This window comes from Exiguobacterium sp. s26 (assembly GCF_018618235.1).
In the GTDB taxonomy this organism is placed as follows: domain Bacteria; phylum Bacillota; class Bacilli; order Exiguobacteriales; family Exiguobacteriaceae; genus Exiguobacterium; species Exiguobacterium chiriqhucha.
Genome location: NZ_JACSLS010000001.1, coordinates 250885 through 265309, shown reverse-complemented (window position 1 = coordinate 265309; position 14425 = coordinate 250885). Strand labels below are relative to the sequence as shown.

The 14425-nt window shown below is 56.4% G+C and carries 11 protein-coding genes; 4 read left to right on the top strand and 7 right to left on the bottom strand.

The window, feature by feature from the left end; all coding sequences use genetic code 11:
• Window positions 1-35 precede the first annotated feature (35 nt).
• Complete coding sequence (locus KNP82_RS01315) at window positions 36-392, top strand: hypothetical protein (protein WP_021065429.1); 357 nt, start codon at window positions 36-38, stop codon at window positions 390-392.
• A gap of 50 nt (window positions 393-442) precedes the next feature.
• Here KNP82_RS01315 and KNP82_RS01310 read toward each other — a convergent pair whose 3' ends face one another.
• The 4 genes from KNP82_RS01310 to uvrB form a co-directional block, all read right to left on the bottom strand.
• A complete protein-coding gene (locus KNP82_RS01310) occupies window positions 443-802 on the bottom strand; it encodes a hypothetical protein (RefSeq protein ID WP_214756744.1) in 360 nt (119 codons plus the stop codon).
• A gap of 63 nt (window positions 803-865) precedes the next feature.
• Window positions 866-2044, bottom strand: a complete 1179-nt coding sequence (locus tag KNP82_RS01305; RefSeq protein WP_021065427.1) for a DUF4097 family beta strand repeat-containing protein — start codon at window positions 2042-2044, stop codon at window positions 866-868.
• Between the two features lie 66 nt (window positions 2045-2110).
• Window positions 2111-4984, bottom strand: coding sequence for an excinuclease ABC subunit UvrA (gene uvrA, locus KNP82_RS01300; protein WP_214826816.1), 2874 nt, complete (start codon window positions 4982-4984; stop codon window positions 2111-2113).
• Window positions 4985-6961 carry an excinuclease ABC subunit UvrB gene (uvrB, locus tag KNP82_RS01295; protein WP_021065425.1) on the bottom strand — a complete coding sequence of 659 codons (1977 nt, stop codon included), beginning with the start codon at window positions 6959-6961 and terminating at the stop codon, window positions 4985-4987.
• Between the two features lie 114 nt (window positions 6962-7075).
• On the opposite strand from uvrB, the gene KNP82_RS01290 reads away from it, so the two are divergent.
• The 3 genes from KNP82_RS01290 to glpK all read left to right on the top strand — a co-directional run bounded on the left by KNP82_RS01290 (window position 7076) and on the right by glpK (window position 10317).
• Entirely contained in the window at window positions 7076-7960 is an 885-nt protein-coding gene (locus KNP82_RS01290; RefSeq protein ID WP_125318001.1) for a sulfite exporter TauE/SafE family protein, read from the top strand.
• A gap of 101 nt (window positions 7961-8061) precedes the next feature.
• On the top strand, window positions 8062-8769 hold the full coding sequence (locus KNP82_RS01285; protein ID WP_029334585.1) for an MIP/aquaporin family protein: 708 nt from the start codon (window positions 8062-8064) through the stop codon (window positions 8767-8769).
• Between the two features lie 30 nt (window positions 8770-8799).
• Complete coding sequence (gene glpK, locus KNP82_RS01280) at window positions 8800-10317, top strand: glycerol kinase GlpK (RefSeq protein WP_214707253.1); 1518 nt, start codon at window positions 8800-8802, stop codon at window positions 10315-10317.
• A gap of 41 nt (window positions 10318-10358) precedes the next feature.
• Here the strand turns inward: glpK and KNP82_RS01275 are convergent, their stop codons facing one another.
• The 3 genes from KNP82_RS01275 to KNP82_RS01265 form a co-directional block, all read right to left on the bottom strand.
• Window positions 10359-11495 carry a PDZ domain-containing protein gene (locus KNP82_RS01275; protein WP_214826813.1) on the bottom strand — a complete coding sequence of 379 codons (1137 nt, stop codon included), beginning with the start codon at window positions 11493-11495 and terminating at the stop codon, window positions 10359-10361.
• 40 nt (window positions 11496-11535) lie between these two features.
• Window positions 11536-12939 (bottom strand): S41 family peptidase, encoded by a 1404-nt coding sequence (locus KNP82_RS01270; RefSeq protein WP_214826808.1) that lies wholly within the window; start codon window positions 12937-12939, stop codon window positions 11536-11538.
• 98 nt (window positions 12940-13037) lie between these two features.
• Entirely contained in the window at window positions 13038-14411 is a 1374-nt protein-coding gene (locus tag KNP82_RS01265; RefSeq protein ID WP_214826805.1) for a murein hydrolase activator EnvC family protein, read from the bottom strand.
• Between the last annotated feature and the right edge of the window lie 14 nt (window positions 14412-14425).

Sequence of the window (14425 nt, the reverse complement as noted above, 5' to 3'; positions counted from 1 at the left end):
AGAACGGGTATAGACGAATAGGGAGGTGAAATGAAATGAATTCACTATTTTGGATTGCCATTGTCTTTATTTTTATCGTCGGGATCGCGGCGCTCGTCTACTTGGTCAAGTCACTATTTGACATGTGGCGCGAGTATGCGGCGACGAAGAACGAGACGGTGCTCTTATTGTTCATCTTGAACATCGTCGGCTTGTTCTTGTCCGGGTCGCTCTTATCGATGATCGTCGCCATCATCTTCTATTGGAACCGATCGAAGAAGATGCGGTATCTCGGAATCTTCTTGCTCATCGCCGGACCGGTTCTATTCATCCTGTTCATCATCGGCTCATTCACGCTGTATGACGGTCAAATGATGGATTGGGAACAGATGGAGTATCAAATGAATCTATGACACGACAAAAACCCGGAGGCATTCGCCTTCGGGTTTTTGTCATGGGTGTCTCATTCGCCCGGCAAATAACCGACCACGGTGTTCGACTCCGGTGCGACCAAAATCGTCGGGACGCCGATGCTACTGTTCGGGTCCGCTTCGAACGATACGGCGAGCGCCTCGGTCCCCTTATACGCATCGTCCAACAGTTCATAGCCATCATCGACCGTGACACGATGTACCTCGGCACTCGCTCCCGCATCGATTGCGGGCTCTTGCCAGTTTCGCGCGGTCACATACGCCCAGGCGATGGCAATCGCTTCGTCGCCTGACGGCTCGTTCCCACTGACGATGCGCTGTTCGTCGTCACATCCGCCGAGCAACAGCACCGCAATCATCATCCATCCGGACGCTGACGCTAATCGCTTCATCCCGTCCCTCCTCATCTATCAAGTTGAAAGAAACCCGAAGGCGAGAGGCCTTCGGGTTGTCGGTCATTGCTGATGGAACGGGTTGTTCAAATCGGCTGGATTGACCGGGTCGACCGGGTCGATCGGTTCCACCGGCTCGTGCTTGTCCTCTTCGAGGAACGTCGACGGCGTATGGAGCGAGCCGTGTTCGAGGTCGATTGTACCGGTACGTGTTCCGGCCTCGACTTCGATGCGTGGTGTCTGACCGCGTCCCGACAGGAATTCAAGACGACGCTGGGCGACATCTTTCCGGTCACGGATCAACTCGAGCTCGTCCAAGTTACAGTGAAGTCCACCGAAGTTCGTCTCGAGTTCCCCTTCGACCTCGACGCCGTGCGGCAAGACGAGACGAATGTTTCCGGCGAGCGAGACGAGCTCGAACTTGGCCGGACGGGCCGTCGCGAGTTCGGCCCGGATATTCCCGTTGCCGGTCTTGAGCGACGCCTTGTCATATTTCCCGTTCACGATGACGGCACCGTTGCCGGTCCGTACGTGGACGAGTTCTGACTCGACCGCTTCGACCTCGACCGTGCCGTTCCCCGTATTGAGGAGCAGCTCTGAGGCGTGCACGTCATGGAGCACGACCCGGCCGTTTGCCGTCTGGATGCGAACGCTCTCGACATCGAGGCCGTCCGCGCGGACTTCCCCGTTGAGCGTCTGCACGTGCAGGTGATCGAAATGATGATGCGGGACGTACAATTCGACGTGGGCCCGGACGAGTTTGTCACGGAGCGACACGACGAGACGGTCGCCGATGACCGAATGCTTGACCGCCGACTGAAGCTGTTCGAGTGCCTTGTCCGCGTCTTGTTGACGGAGCGGACGGCCCGTGACGATCAGTTCGCACTCGTCGTTGTCGGACGAGACAATCGTCGCCGAGGCGTTGAACAAGTCGAGCGAGATGTCTTTCCCAGTGAACGGGAACGATTTCGAATACGTCACTTCTGGTCCGAAGTTCGAGCTGAACGTGAAGTCGCTGTCACGAAGTTTCGTCACGAGTCCTTCGACGGCCGACGTCAGTTTCGTCGTGAGCGACTCGACCGAATACGCATCGACTTTCTCCGTCTCTTGACGTTCCTCGAGCGCTTGGACGCGCTCAGGTTCGAGCCGTTCCAGTCGCTCGAGTTGGGTCATGCCCTCTTCAATCGTCAGCTTTCCATCTTTCACTTGCTGGAGAATCAGTTCACGCATTTCTTGTTTCACTGTTCGTTTCCCCCTTCGATTTGGTTACACGTCAATCATGTTCCCGTTTCTCATCATTTCTATACCTTACTTCCGTTTTCCTGCTTTTGGTTTCGCTCGGGCCGAATCCCGTTCTAACACCGGCTTCAAATACTTACCCGTATACGAGGCTGCCACTTCAGCGACTTCTTCCGGAGTCCCGGTCGCGACGATTGTCCCGCCACCGTCACCGCCCTCAGGTCCGAGGTCGATCAAGTAGTCGGCCGATTTGATGACGTCGAGGTTATGCTCGATGACGAGTACCGTGTCCCCGTTCTCGACAAGACGTTGGAGTACTTTCAAGAGTCGCGCAATATCGTCGACATGAAGTCCTGTCGTCGGCTCGTCCAAGATGTAAATCGTCTTCCCGGTCGAGCGTTTGTGGAGTTCGGAGGCGAGTTTGACGCGCTGCGCTTCCCCGCCTGACAGTTCCGTTGCCGGTTGGCCGAGTTTCATATAGCCGAGACCGACGTCAAAGATCGTCTGAATCTTGCGCTTGATTTTCGGAATCTTGTCAAAGAAGTCGAGTCCTTCCTCAATCGTCATATCGAGCACGTCCGCAATCGTCTTGCCTTTATACTTCACTTCGAGCGTCTCTCGGTTATAGCGTTTTCCGTGACACACTTCACACGGGACGTAGACGTCCGGCAAGAAGTGCATCTCGATTTTGATGATTCCGTCCCCGCGGCACGCCTCGCAGCGTCCGCCCTTAACGTTGAAACTGAAGCGGCCTTTCTTATAGCCGCGCATCTTCGCCTCGTTCGTCGACGCGAACACGTCACGGATATCATCGAATACGCCGGTATACGTCGCCGGGTTCGACCGTGGCGTCCGTCCGATTGGCGACTGGTCGATATCGATGACTTTATCGATATGGTCGAGTCCTTCAATCTTCTTATGCTTCCCTGGCTTCGCCTTGGCCCGGTTGATGTGATGGGCGAGCGATTTATACAGAATCTCGTTGATGAGCGTCGACTTCCCAGAACCAGAGACACCGGTGACGGCAATGAACATGCCGAGCGGGATCGAGACATCGACCCCTTTCAAGTTGTTCTCTTCCGCCTTCAAAATTTTCAAGAAGCGCTCGTCCGGCACTTTGCGTTCGGCCGGGAGCGGAATGAACTTCTTACCCGACAGATATTGGCCCGTGAGCGACTTTCGGTTCTTCATGAGTTGCTTCGGCGTCCCGGCGGCGATGACTTCTCCACCGTGTTCGCCGGCGCCCGGTCCGATGTCGATCAAATAATCGGCTGCCATCATCGTATCCTCATCGTGCTCGACGACGATGAGCGTATTGCCGATATCACGCATCTGTTTGAGCGTCGCGATCAAGCGGTCGTTGTCGCGTTGGTGCAACCCGATTGACGGTTCATCGAGGACGTATAGGACGCCCGTGAGCCGCGAACCGATTTGCGTGGCGAGACGAATCCGCTGTGCTTCCCCGCCCGAGAGTGTCCCGGCGGCGCGAGAGAGCGTCAAATAGTCTAGACCGACGTTGTTCAAGAAGCTGAGCCGCTCACAAATCTCTTGCAAGATGAGACGGGCGATGGCGATATCTTTCTCGCTCAGTTCCGTCATGATCGAATCGAACAAATCGATGGCGTTGACGACCGACAAGTTCGTCACTTGGCCGATATGGTGACCCGTGATTTTGACGGCGAGCGTCTCTTCTTTCAAACGGTAGCCGCTACATGTCGGACAGGCGTGGGTCGCCATGTACGTCTCCATCTGTTCACGGATATAATCGGACGTCGTCTCTTTATAGCGGCGCTCGATGTTACGGAGCACCCCTTCGAAGAAGATCGTGTTCGTCCGGACTTGTCCGAAATCGTTCTCATAACGGAACAAGAACGACTCTTCATCCGTTCCGTGCAAGACGAGGTCTTGGTCCCGCTTGGACAAGCGTTCGAACGGTACATCCATGTCGATGCCGAAGTGTTTACACATCGAGGCGAGCAGTTGCGGATAATACTGCGAACTCGTCGGCTGCCAGGCGACGATCGCGCCTTCCTTCAGCGTCTTCGATGGGTCTGGGATGACGAGTTCCGGATCGACGTCGAGTTTCGTACCGAGCCCGTCACACGTCGGACAGGCGCCGAACGGTGAGTTGAACGAGAACATGCGCGGCTCAAGTTCGCCGATCGAGAACCCACAAATCGGACAAGCGTGATGTTCGCTGAACAGGAGCTCGGTGCCGTCCATCTTATCGATGATGGCCCGACCGTCGGCAAGGCGAAGCGCCGTCTCGAGCGAGTCAGCAAGACGACCTTCGACGTCAGCGCGAACGACGAGACGGTCAACGACGACTTCGATCGAATGTTTCTTATTCTTATCAAGCTCGATCTCATCGGTCAGTTCAATCGTCTCGCCATTGACACGAACGCGGACGAACCCTTCCTTTTTGAGCGAGTCGAACACTTTGACGTGCGTCCCTTTGCGGCCCGAGACGATTGGCGCCAGGATTTGCAGGCGCGTCTTCTCCGGCAGCTCCATCACTTGGTCGACCATCTGTGAGATGGTCTGGCTCGAGATTTCGATACCGTGACGCGGACAGACCGGTTTCCCGATGCGAGCGAACAAAAGACGTAAGTAGTCATAGATTTCCGTCACCGTCCCGACGGTCGAGCGCGGGTTACGGCTCGTCGTCTTCTGGTCGATCGAGATGGCCGGGCTCAGCCCTTCAATCGTATCGACGTCCGGTTTGTCCATCTGTCCGAGGAATTGACGGGCGTAGGCCGATAGACTCTCGACGTAACGGCGCTGCCCCTCGGCGTAGATGGTGTCGAACGCGAGTGACGATTTACCGGAACCGGACAAGCCCGTCAAGACGACGAGCTGGTCCCGTGGAATATCGATATCAATGTTTTTCAAGTTGTTGACGCGCGCCCCTTTGATGACGATCGCATTTTTCTTTTCAGCCATTTAATTCCCTACCTTCAACTCCAAGATTAAGTCACGCAATTCGGCCGCCCGTTCGAACTGGAGGTCGCGGGCCGCTTGTTTCATTTCTTCTTCTAGCTTGGCGATGGCTTCCTCACGTTCAGCCGGCTTCATCGAGCTGAGTGATTCGAGCACATCCTCCTCGGCGTCGACCGTCGCGCGGATGACGCCGCGTACTTCTTTACGGATCGTCTGCGGCGTGATGCCGTGTTCTTCATTATAAGCTTCTTGAATCGAGCGACGACGATCGGTCTCTTCAATCGCGCGCGTCATCGAGTCGGTCATCTTATCAGCGAACAAGATGACGTGCCCGTTCGAGTTCCGCGCCGCCCGCCCGATCGTCTGAATGAGCGATCGGTCCGAACGGAGGAACCCTTCCTTGTCGGCGTCTAGAATCGTGACGAGACTCACTTCCGGGATGTCTAGTCCTTCCCGCAGCAAGTTGATTCCGACGAGGACGTCGTATTTCCCGAGACGCAGGTCACGGATGATCTCAATCCGCTCGAGCGTCTTGATTTCCGAGTGCATATAGTTGACCTTGATGCCCGCTTCACGCAGATAGTCCGATAAATCCTCGGCCATCTTTTTCGTGAGCGTCGTCACGAGGACGCGTTCGTCCTGTTTGATACGGTCGCGAATCTGATCCATCAAGTAGTCGATTTGTCCCTTAATCGGATGAATCTCGATCGTCGGGTCGAGTAGACCCGTCGGCCGGATGATCTGTTCGATCATGTTCGGTGTATGTTCAAGCTCGTAAGGACCCGGTGTCGCCGAGATGAAGATCGCTTGCGACAACTTCTTCTCGAACTCGTCGAACTTGAGTGGTCGGTTGTCTTTGGCCGAAGGGAGACGGAAACCGTGGTCGACGAGCACTTGTTTCCGGGCCTGGTCGCCGTTGTACATGCCGCGCACTTGCGGGAGCGTCACGTGCGACTCATCAGCGATGAGCAAGAAGTCTTTCGGGAAGTAGTCGATGAGCGTGTACGGCGTCGCCCCTGCCTCCGTCAAGTTCAAATGACGTGAATAGTTCTCGATGCCTGAACAGTAGCCCATCTCGCGCATCATCTCGAGGTCATAGTTCGTCCGTTGTTCGAGGCGCTGTGCTTCAAGCAGTTTGCCTTCTTCGCGGAACTTTTCGAGCTGCTGTTCGAGCTCGGCCTCGATGTTGACGATTGCTTTTTGCAACTTCTCGTCACGAGTGACGAAGTGGGACGCCGGGAAGATCGAGACGTGCTCCCGGTCGGCGATAATCTCTCCGGTGAGTGGGTCCATCTCGCGGATGCGGTCGATTTCGTCACCGAAAAACTCAACGCGCAAGCACTGCTCGTCACGTGACGCCGGGAAAATCTCGACGACATCCCCGCGGACACGGAAACGGCCGCGCTGGAAATCGATATCGTTCCGTTCATATTGAATGTCGATCAGTTTGCGGAGCATCTGGTCGCGCCCCATCTCTTTGCCGACGCGGAGACTTAAGACGAGACTGTTATACTCTTCCGGGTTACCGAGACCGTAAATACAGGAGACGGAGGCGACGATGATGACGTCGTCCCGCTCGAACAAGGCCGATGTCGCCGAGTGGCGGAGTTTATCGATCTCATCGTTAATCGAGGCATCTTTCTCGATGAACGTGTCGGTCGACGGCACATACGCCTCCGGCTGATAGTAGTCGTAATAACTGACGAAGTATTCGACGGCGTTGTTCGGGAAGAACTCTTTGAACTCGGAGTAGAGCTGTCCGGCGAGCGTCTTGTTGTGGGCCAAGACGAGCGTCGGCTTCTTCACTTCTTGGATGACGTTCGATACGGTGAACGTCTTCCCGGTGCCGGTCGCACCGAGCAACGTCTGATACCGGTCGCCGCGATTGATTCCTTCGACGAGCTGACGAATCGCTTCCGGTTGGTCGCCGGCCGGCTTATATTCTGAATGTAAGTCGAACGGAACGCTAATCTTATCCATGTATATTCCTCGCTTTCTTTACCTTGCATATTGGCTTGATTATATCACATACACGAACAAATATTCGCTTCTGACACGCTTCCCAAATCGTTCCGCTTTTCGTTATCATGGAGAGTGAATCTAAACAGAAACGAGTTGGTCGTCATGTGGTCGCTTCTCTTTATCCCGCTCGGTGCCGTCGTCGGCGCCTTGTCCGGCTTCTTCGGCATCGGCGGCGGGGTCATCATCGTCCCAGTGTTGCTCTTTAGTGGATATTCGGCGGCCGAGGCCGTCGCCACGTCGCTCCTATTCGTCGTCGGGACGAGCCTGTCCGGCGCCAAGAAACATACGTCGCTCGGCAACGTGTCCTGGTCAACAGGCATCACGGTCGGCTTGGCCGGTGCCGTCACGGCGCAGCTGTCGAGCCGGCTCGTCCTCTCGATCTCGGGCACGTATGACTGGTTGCTCAATCTATTTTATCTGGCTATCCTATCTTATTTTGCCGTTACGCTATTAAAGAAAACATCTAAACCGCAGAAGCCGAAAAAATCATCGCTGCTTGCCGCCCTCGTCATCGGGATGATGGCCGGGCTGTTGTCGGCGCTGCTCGGTATCGGTGGCGGTTTCATCATCGTCCCGCTCCTCGTCAGTTGGCTCGGCTTCTCGACACATCGCGGGGTCGGGACGAGCCTGGCTGCCGTCCTGTTCATCTCGCTCGGCGGACTCGTCGGTTATCTCGCATCGCTGTCGCTCGACTACGTGACACCGCTCGCGTTGGTCATCGGCGCTTTCATCGGGGCCCCGTTCGGCGCCACGCTCACGAATCGCTATCACGATAAAGAGATCTCTAACCGACTCGCCTGGTTGTATATGGCCGTCATCACCTCAATCGCGCTCGATCTTGGTGCCGCCGTCTATGCGCCGCTCGCGTACGTCAGTTTGGCGGTCCTGCTCGCTTTTCTTGTCGGGATTGGACTCGACTTCAAACGGCGTATTGTCAATCAAAACCACTTTTCATAAGAAAAGTGGCTTTTTTTGCATATTCGGTTTTGAAACGCTTACATTTGGGGCATATAATGAAGTGGTAAGCCAAATTTAATATGGAAGGAAGGGAGTATCACATGTCAGCATTCGTCAGCGAAATTATTGGTACAATGCTACTCATCTTGCTCGGTAACGGTGTCGTCGCCGGCGTCGTCCTCCGTCATTCGAAAGCGGAGAACGCAGGTTGGGTCGTCATCACGTTCGGTTGGGGCTTCGCCGTTATGATCGGGGTATACGCAGCCGGAATCTACGGAGGGGCGCACTTGAACCCTGCCGTCACGGTCGGGCTCGCGACAGCAGGCTCATTCCCTTGGGCTGATGTGCCAGCCTACATCTTAGCACAGTTTATCGGGGCGTTCATCGGGGCCGTCCTCGTGTTCGTGCACTACAAACCGCACTATGATGTGACCGACGATCCGGGTGCCAAACTGGCCACCTTCTCGACCGCACCAGGGATTCGTAGCACGCCGTTCAACTTGATCGGGGAAATCATTGGTACGTTCGTTCTCGTCTTCGGAATTTTGTCATTCGGGGCCAACACGTTCACGGACGGCTTGAATCCGCTCATCGTCGGTTTCCTCGTTGTCTCGATCGGTCTCTCACTTGGTGGTACAACGGGATATGCCATCAACCCGGCACGTGACCTCGGGCCGCGGATTGCGCATGCGATTCTTCCAATCAAAGGCAAAGGGACGTCGGACTGGGGCTATTCATGGATTCCGGTCGTCGGACCAATCATCGGGGCGGTCATCGCCGCATTGGTTTACGGCATTCTTGTCCCATAATCTTTCTAATTTCTAAGGAGGCACTCTCATATGGAGAAAGAAAAACGTTATATCTTAGCACTTGACCAAGGAACGACAAGCTCACGGGCGATCATCTTCGACCACGACGGAAAAATCGTCACGACCGCTCAGCGTGAGTTTAAACAATACTTCCCTAAGCCAGGCTGGGTCGAGCATAACGCCAATGAGATTTGGGGGTCTGTCCTCGCCGTCATGGCCGAGGCGTTCGGTTCGGCCGACATCGATCCAAAAGAGATCGCAGCTATCGGGATCACGAACCAACGGGAAACAGCCGTCGTCTGGGAGAAGTCGACAGGACGTCCGGTCTATAACGCCGTCGTCTGGCAATCGCGTCAAACAGCCGGTATTTGTGATGAGTTGAAGGAAGCCGGTCATGCCGACTTGTTCCGCGATAAAACTGGTCTCTTGATCGACGCCTACTTCTCAGGCACGAAAGTCAAATGGATCCTCGACAACGTCGAAGGCGCCCGTGAGAAAGCCGAAGCCGGTGACCTCCTCTTCGGAACGATCGACACTTGGCTCATCTGGAAACTGTCAGGCGGCCACGCCCACGTCACGGACTACTCGAACGCGTCACGTACGCTCATGTACAACATCTATGAGCAAAAATGGGACGATGAGTTGCTCGAGATCTTGACGGTACCAAAGTCGATGCTCCCGGAAGTCAAACCGTCGAGTGAAGTGTACGCCAACACGATCCCGTATCACTTCTTCGGCTTCGAAGTTCCGATCGCCGGTGCGGCCGGTGACCAACAGGCTGCCCTCTTCGGTCAAGCCTGCTTCGAGTCAGGAGAAGGTAAGAACACGTACGGAACAGGTTGCTTCATGCTCATGAACACGGGCGAAGAAGCCGTCAAGTCGGACCATGGTCTGCTCACGACGATCGCGTGGGGATACAACGGTAAAGTCGAATATGCGCTCGAAGGTTCAATCTTCGTCGCCGGTTCGGCCATCCAATGGCTCCGTGACGGACTCCGTATGCTCAAGTCGGCGAAAGACACGGAACAGTACGCCAACCGCGTCGAGACGACAGACGGCGTCTACGTCGTCCCTGCCTTCGTCGGACTTGGTGCCCCGTATTGGAACTCGGACGTCCGTGGTGCCATCTTCGGCCTCACGCGCGGGACGGAGAAAGAACATTTCGTCCGGGCGACGCTCGAGTCACTCGCCTATCAGACACGCGATGTCTTGACGGCGATGGAACAAGATTCTGGCATCGAGTTGAAGACGCTCCGCGTCGACGGCGGTGCGGTCAACAACAACTTCCTCATGCAGTTCCAAGCGGACATCTTGGACGTGCCGGTCGAACGTCCGGAAGTGAGCGAGACGACGGCCCTCGGTGCCGCCTACCTCGCCGGACTCGCCGTCGGGTTCTGGAAAGACCAAGCTGAGATTAAACAGCAGTGGAAACTCGACCATCAGTTCGAACCGAAGATGGACGAAGCACACCGCGAAAATCTGTATAAAGGCTGGCAACACGCCGTCGAAGCGACAATGGGCTTCAAACCATCAAAACTTGAACTTTAATTGAACGCACGAAAGGGAGCATCCGCCAAGGATGCTCCCTTTTATAATTTCCGTAACCGCAGACGCGGACTCGCCGGCTCGGCGACGAACAAGATGCCGAGCTCGTGCGGGTCAGTCTCATACATCGCCCGTTGCACGAAACGGATATCTCCGTTCAAGTTGAGCACCTCGAACTTGATGTACGGCTTATGGAGCTGGAGCGCCTCATAGAAGCTGCTCCCGCCCGTGATGACCGTCCCGTTCACTTTATAAATCGACTCGCCCGGGATGAGCTGCATCGATTCACCTGGCGAACCCGGGAGCGTGTCGATGATGACCGCGCCCCGGTTGCCATTGATAAACACTGGTGTCGTCCCGCGGTTCTCTCGCTTGATCATTTGAAGCGCTAGCTCATACAAGACGAACACGACGAGCAATCCATAGGCCGCATACGGCACGTCGATGACGTACGACGCCCCGAACAAACCGAGGGCGACGAGCGCGAGCAAGCCGCGATACAGGCTCAGGCGACCGAGGAGCGTCCCTGGCAAGGCCCCGGTCGATAACAGGCTGACCCCGATTGGGATCGGCAAGATGACCGGCACCGGCATGTCGAGACCGAACGACGGTGGCAAAAAGACGACGAGCGGGAAAAACCAAAGCCGTTTGACGACGTGTCCACCGATGAACTGGCCACGTTTGGACAAGATGAGCGTCGGTGATGTTTCAATCGACCCGTTCCAACGTAAGAGAATCGCTTCCGCCAATGTGACGACGCCGAACACGAGCGCATATACCGGCCACTCGACCTCGGATAGCCGGTCCATCCAGCCCGAGACGGCGCCGTAGTCGACGACGTCACGCAACGCGACCGCCGTCAGCATGAGGAGGAACGGGAACGCCGGGCTGCTGAAACGTGGGTGCATCGTCAAGACGATGAGCGCATACAGCACGCTGAACGTCACGAGCCATTCCCAGTTGACGGTCGTCTCGAGCAAAATCAATGCGGCTGAACCGATGACGGCGAGCAACAGGCTCGGCCATACAAAATGGCGCCAGTCCGACTTCGGCGAACGTCGCCGTGAGCGGAACATGCCCCGCTCCCGTTTGATGCGCGTCATGGATATGTAAGCGAGGGCGACGAGCGTCGCCCAGAGTAGCGGACTACCGATCAAGGTCAACAAAGCAGTAAAACTCATTCGTAGAACGTCCACACTTGTCCAATCCTTTCCCTAATCCTTATTTTGCAGCTTCTTCGAGCGCTCGGTTCAATTGGGCATCGTTCGCCTCATCTTGAATCACCTCGAGCAAGCGTGACTCGAGCGCCGACGCCGTCGCCTCATTGACGACCCCGTCTTCCGGCAAATTGTTGTCGGCTTGGAAGTCGCTGACGGCGCGGGCCATCGTGTCACCATAATATCCCTGCTGTCCGCCCGGCTCATAGCCGATGCCCGACAAGACCGTGTGCAAGTTCGACACCGCCTCACCGTAGTCGCCGACTTTGAGCGAGTCCGTGTCGGCGAGGATGCGATTCACCCCGAAATAATCCGGTTGATTGACCTCGACGTCCGGCTCGATGCCTTTCTCGTTAATCCAATTGCCGTCCGGCGTGAGCCATTTGCTCGTCGTCAGCTTCAAGTTGCTGCCGTCCTCTAAATCGAACGCCGTCTGGACGACCCCTTTTCCGAACGTCTTGTTGCCGATAATCGTGGCACCGGCCCCTTCTTTGAGCGCCCCGGCCAAAATCTCAGATGCCGACGCCGATCCTTCGTCCGTCAAGACGAACAAGTCGTACGGCTTCGCTTCTCGGGCGCGGCCGCTCTGCGACTCGCGTTCCCCGTCCGCGTTCTCAATTTGGACGACCGGTTTATTCGTCGGGACGAACCCTTCGGTCATCTCGATGACGGCAGGAAGCAAACCACCCGGGTTCCCGCGCACGTCGATGATGAGGCTATCGATGTCTTCCGACTCGAGCGTCTCGAGCTGCTCCAAAAACTCATCGGCCGTCGGCTCAGAGAACTGGGTCACCTCGATATAACCGATTTTCTTCCCGTCCTGTTCTTTCACTTCTGAATAGACGGTCTCAATCGGAATCGTATCGCGTGTAATCTCGTAGTCGGCCTCTTGACCGCCGCGACGAATCGTGAGCGTGACAACGGTCCCTTTCTCGCCACGGATGAGTTGGACCGCCTCTTCGACGGCCATCCCTTCGATCGACTCCCCGTCGACCGCCGTGATGACGTCACCGGCCCGGAGGCCTGCCGCTTCGGCTGGAGCGCCTTTGATTGGAGCGACGATTAAGATGTCTTCTCCTTTCTTCTCCAAAGTCGCGCCGATTCCTTCAAAGCTCGACTCAATCGAGTCGGTGAACTGTGACGTCTCTTCGGCGTCGAGGAAGTCCGAATACGGGTCGTCGAGCGCTGCCGTCATCCCGTCGAGGGCACCGGTCAACAAGTCTTCTTCCGAGATATCCTTTAACGAATGCGTCTCGATCAATTGTCGGACTTGGTCGACTTTGTCCCAGCCTTCCGCTTTCGGTTGAATCGGTAACGCTGTATCGGTGAACGCCATCGTCGCGAGCCCAGCACCGGCACCGGCGACGAACGTGGCACCGGCTAGTAATCCTGCGGTTGTATTTTTCACGGGTAGTCCCTCATTTCTCTTTGTCAGTCTTTCATCCAGTATAGCAAAAAGTTCAGAAAAACGGACGTGTTCCATAAATTTGGAACACGTCCGTCTCATCAGTAACCGATGTATGGACCCGGGTCGACCGCATTCGGTTGCCCTGGCGCCCATTGTCCGCGATGTAATTCGAAGTGGAGATGCGGGCCTGTCGACCAGCCCGTGCTGCCGAGCGTACCGACGGTCTGTCCGGCGCCGACCGTTTGCCCCGACGTGACCGTAATCGCGTCGAGATGGGCATAGACGGTCGTCCATACTTCTCCGCCAACGATATGGGACACGAAGACGACGTTGCCGTAACCGGTCGCCGGGGCCGCCTTGATGACGATGCCTGGTGCCGCCGCGACGATCGGTGTCCCGGTCGCATTGACGAGATCGATGCCACGGTGCGACTCCGCCACGCCCGTGAGCGGGTTTTGCCGAGGGCCGAACGGGCTCGACACGTAGCCGGATACCGGCCGCACGAACGAGGTCGCCGGTCCCGTCACGTTCGTCGGGGTTTCCGCAGGCGGTGGGGTTGTTGGAGCAGGCGCTGGGGCGGTTGGCGCTTTGTCGTCTGCCCGCTTGTCCGCTTCCGCTTTGGCATCAGCTCGTGCTCTCGCCTCTGCCTCGGCTTTTGCCTGCGCTTCTGCTTGTGCCTTGGCCTTCGCTTCGGCCTCGGCGCGGGCGGCGGCTTCCCGCTCCGCTTGGGCGATTGCTTCGAGTTGACCGGCGATGATCCGGCTCTGCTCACTCATGAGCGCCTGTTCTTCTTCACGGCTCATCTTCTCAAGCTCCAGTAGTTCGACTTGTTCGTTCAGTTCCGACAACAAACCCTGCTTTTGTTCGGCGGCGACGTCGAGCGCCTGTTTCGTCACGACGAGTTCCCGCTCTTTCTGTTTAAGGAACGAGAGCTGGGTCCGCTGCCGTGCTTCGAGCGCTTCGAGCCGCTCGACTTCACTCATGTAACTATGTATGAGGTCCCGGTCCTGATCGGCAATCGTCTGCGCGGTCAAGAGCCGCGTTACGAAGTCTCCGAATGAACGGGACTCGAAGACGACTTGGAGATAGGACTGGTCCTCATGTACTTGAAGCACACGAAGACGCTCACTAAGGAGCGCCTTCTGGCTTTCGAGGTACTGCCCTTGGGCAGTGAGTTGATCACGGGTTTCCTCGAGCTCGGTACGCGCCGCGTCCGCTTCTTCCTGTTGGACGGCGATCTGTTCACTTAAGCCTTCGAGACGTTCATTGACCGCACGGATTTCTGTCGTGACCGCGTCACGTTCCGCCTCGGTGACTTCGAGCTCGGCGTCCGTCTCGTCTTGCGCTTTCTTGGATTCCTCCAATTGATTGGATAAACGATCTTGTCGTGCTTTCAGCGTGTCTTTCTCCGTCGCCCATACAGGCGAGGCAAGTAGCGTCAAACTTAATCCAAGCGCAAGCGAACGTTTCATCCGCCAACTCCTCC

Coding starts and splice junctions, on each gene's coding strand:
- uvrA (WP_214826816.1), bottom strand. CDS start 4,984: ATGGCTGAAAAGAAAAATGCGATCGTCATCAAAGGGGCGCGCGTCAAC.
- KNP82_RS01315 (WP_021065429.1), top strand. CDS start 36: ATGAATTCACTATTTTGGATTGCCATTGTCTTTATTTTTATCGTCGGG.
- uvrB (WP_021065425.1), bottom strand. CDS start 6,961: ATGGATAAGATTAGCGTTCCGTTCGACTTACATTCAGAATATAAGCCG.
- glpK (WP_214707253.1), top strand. CDS start 8,800: ATGGAGAAAGAAAAACGTTATATCTTAGCACTTGACCAAGGAACGACA.
- KNP82_RS01310 (WP_214756744.1), bottom strand. CDS start 802: ATGAAGCGATTAGCGTCAGCGTCCGGATGGATGATGATTGCGGTGCTG.
- KNP82_RS01275 (WP_214826813.1), bottom strand. CDS start 11,495: ATGAGTTTTACTGCTTTGTTGACCTTGATCGGTAGTCCGCTACTCTGG.
- KNP82_RS01265 (WP_214826805.1), bottom strand. CDS start 14,411: ATGAAACGTTCGCTTGCGCTTGGATTAAGTTTGACGCTACTTGCCTCG.
- KNP82_RS01285 (WP_029334585.1), top strand. CDS start 8,062: ATGTCAGCATTCGTCAGCGAAATTATTGGTACAATGCTACTCATCTTG.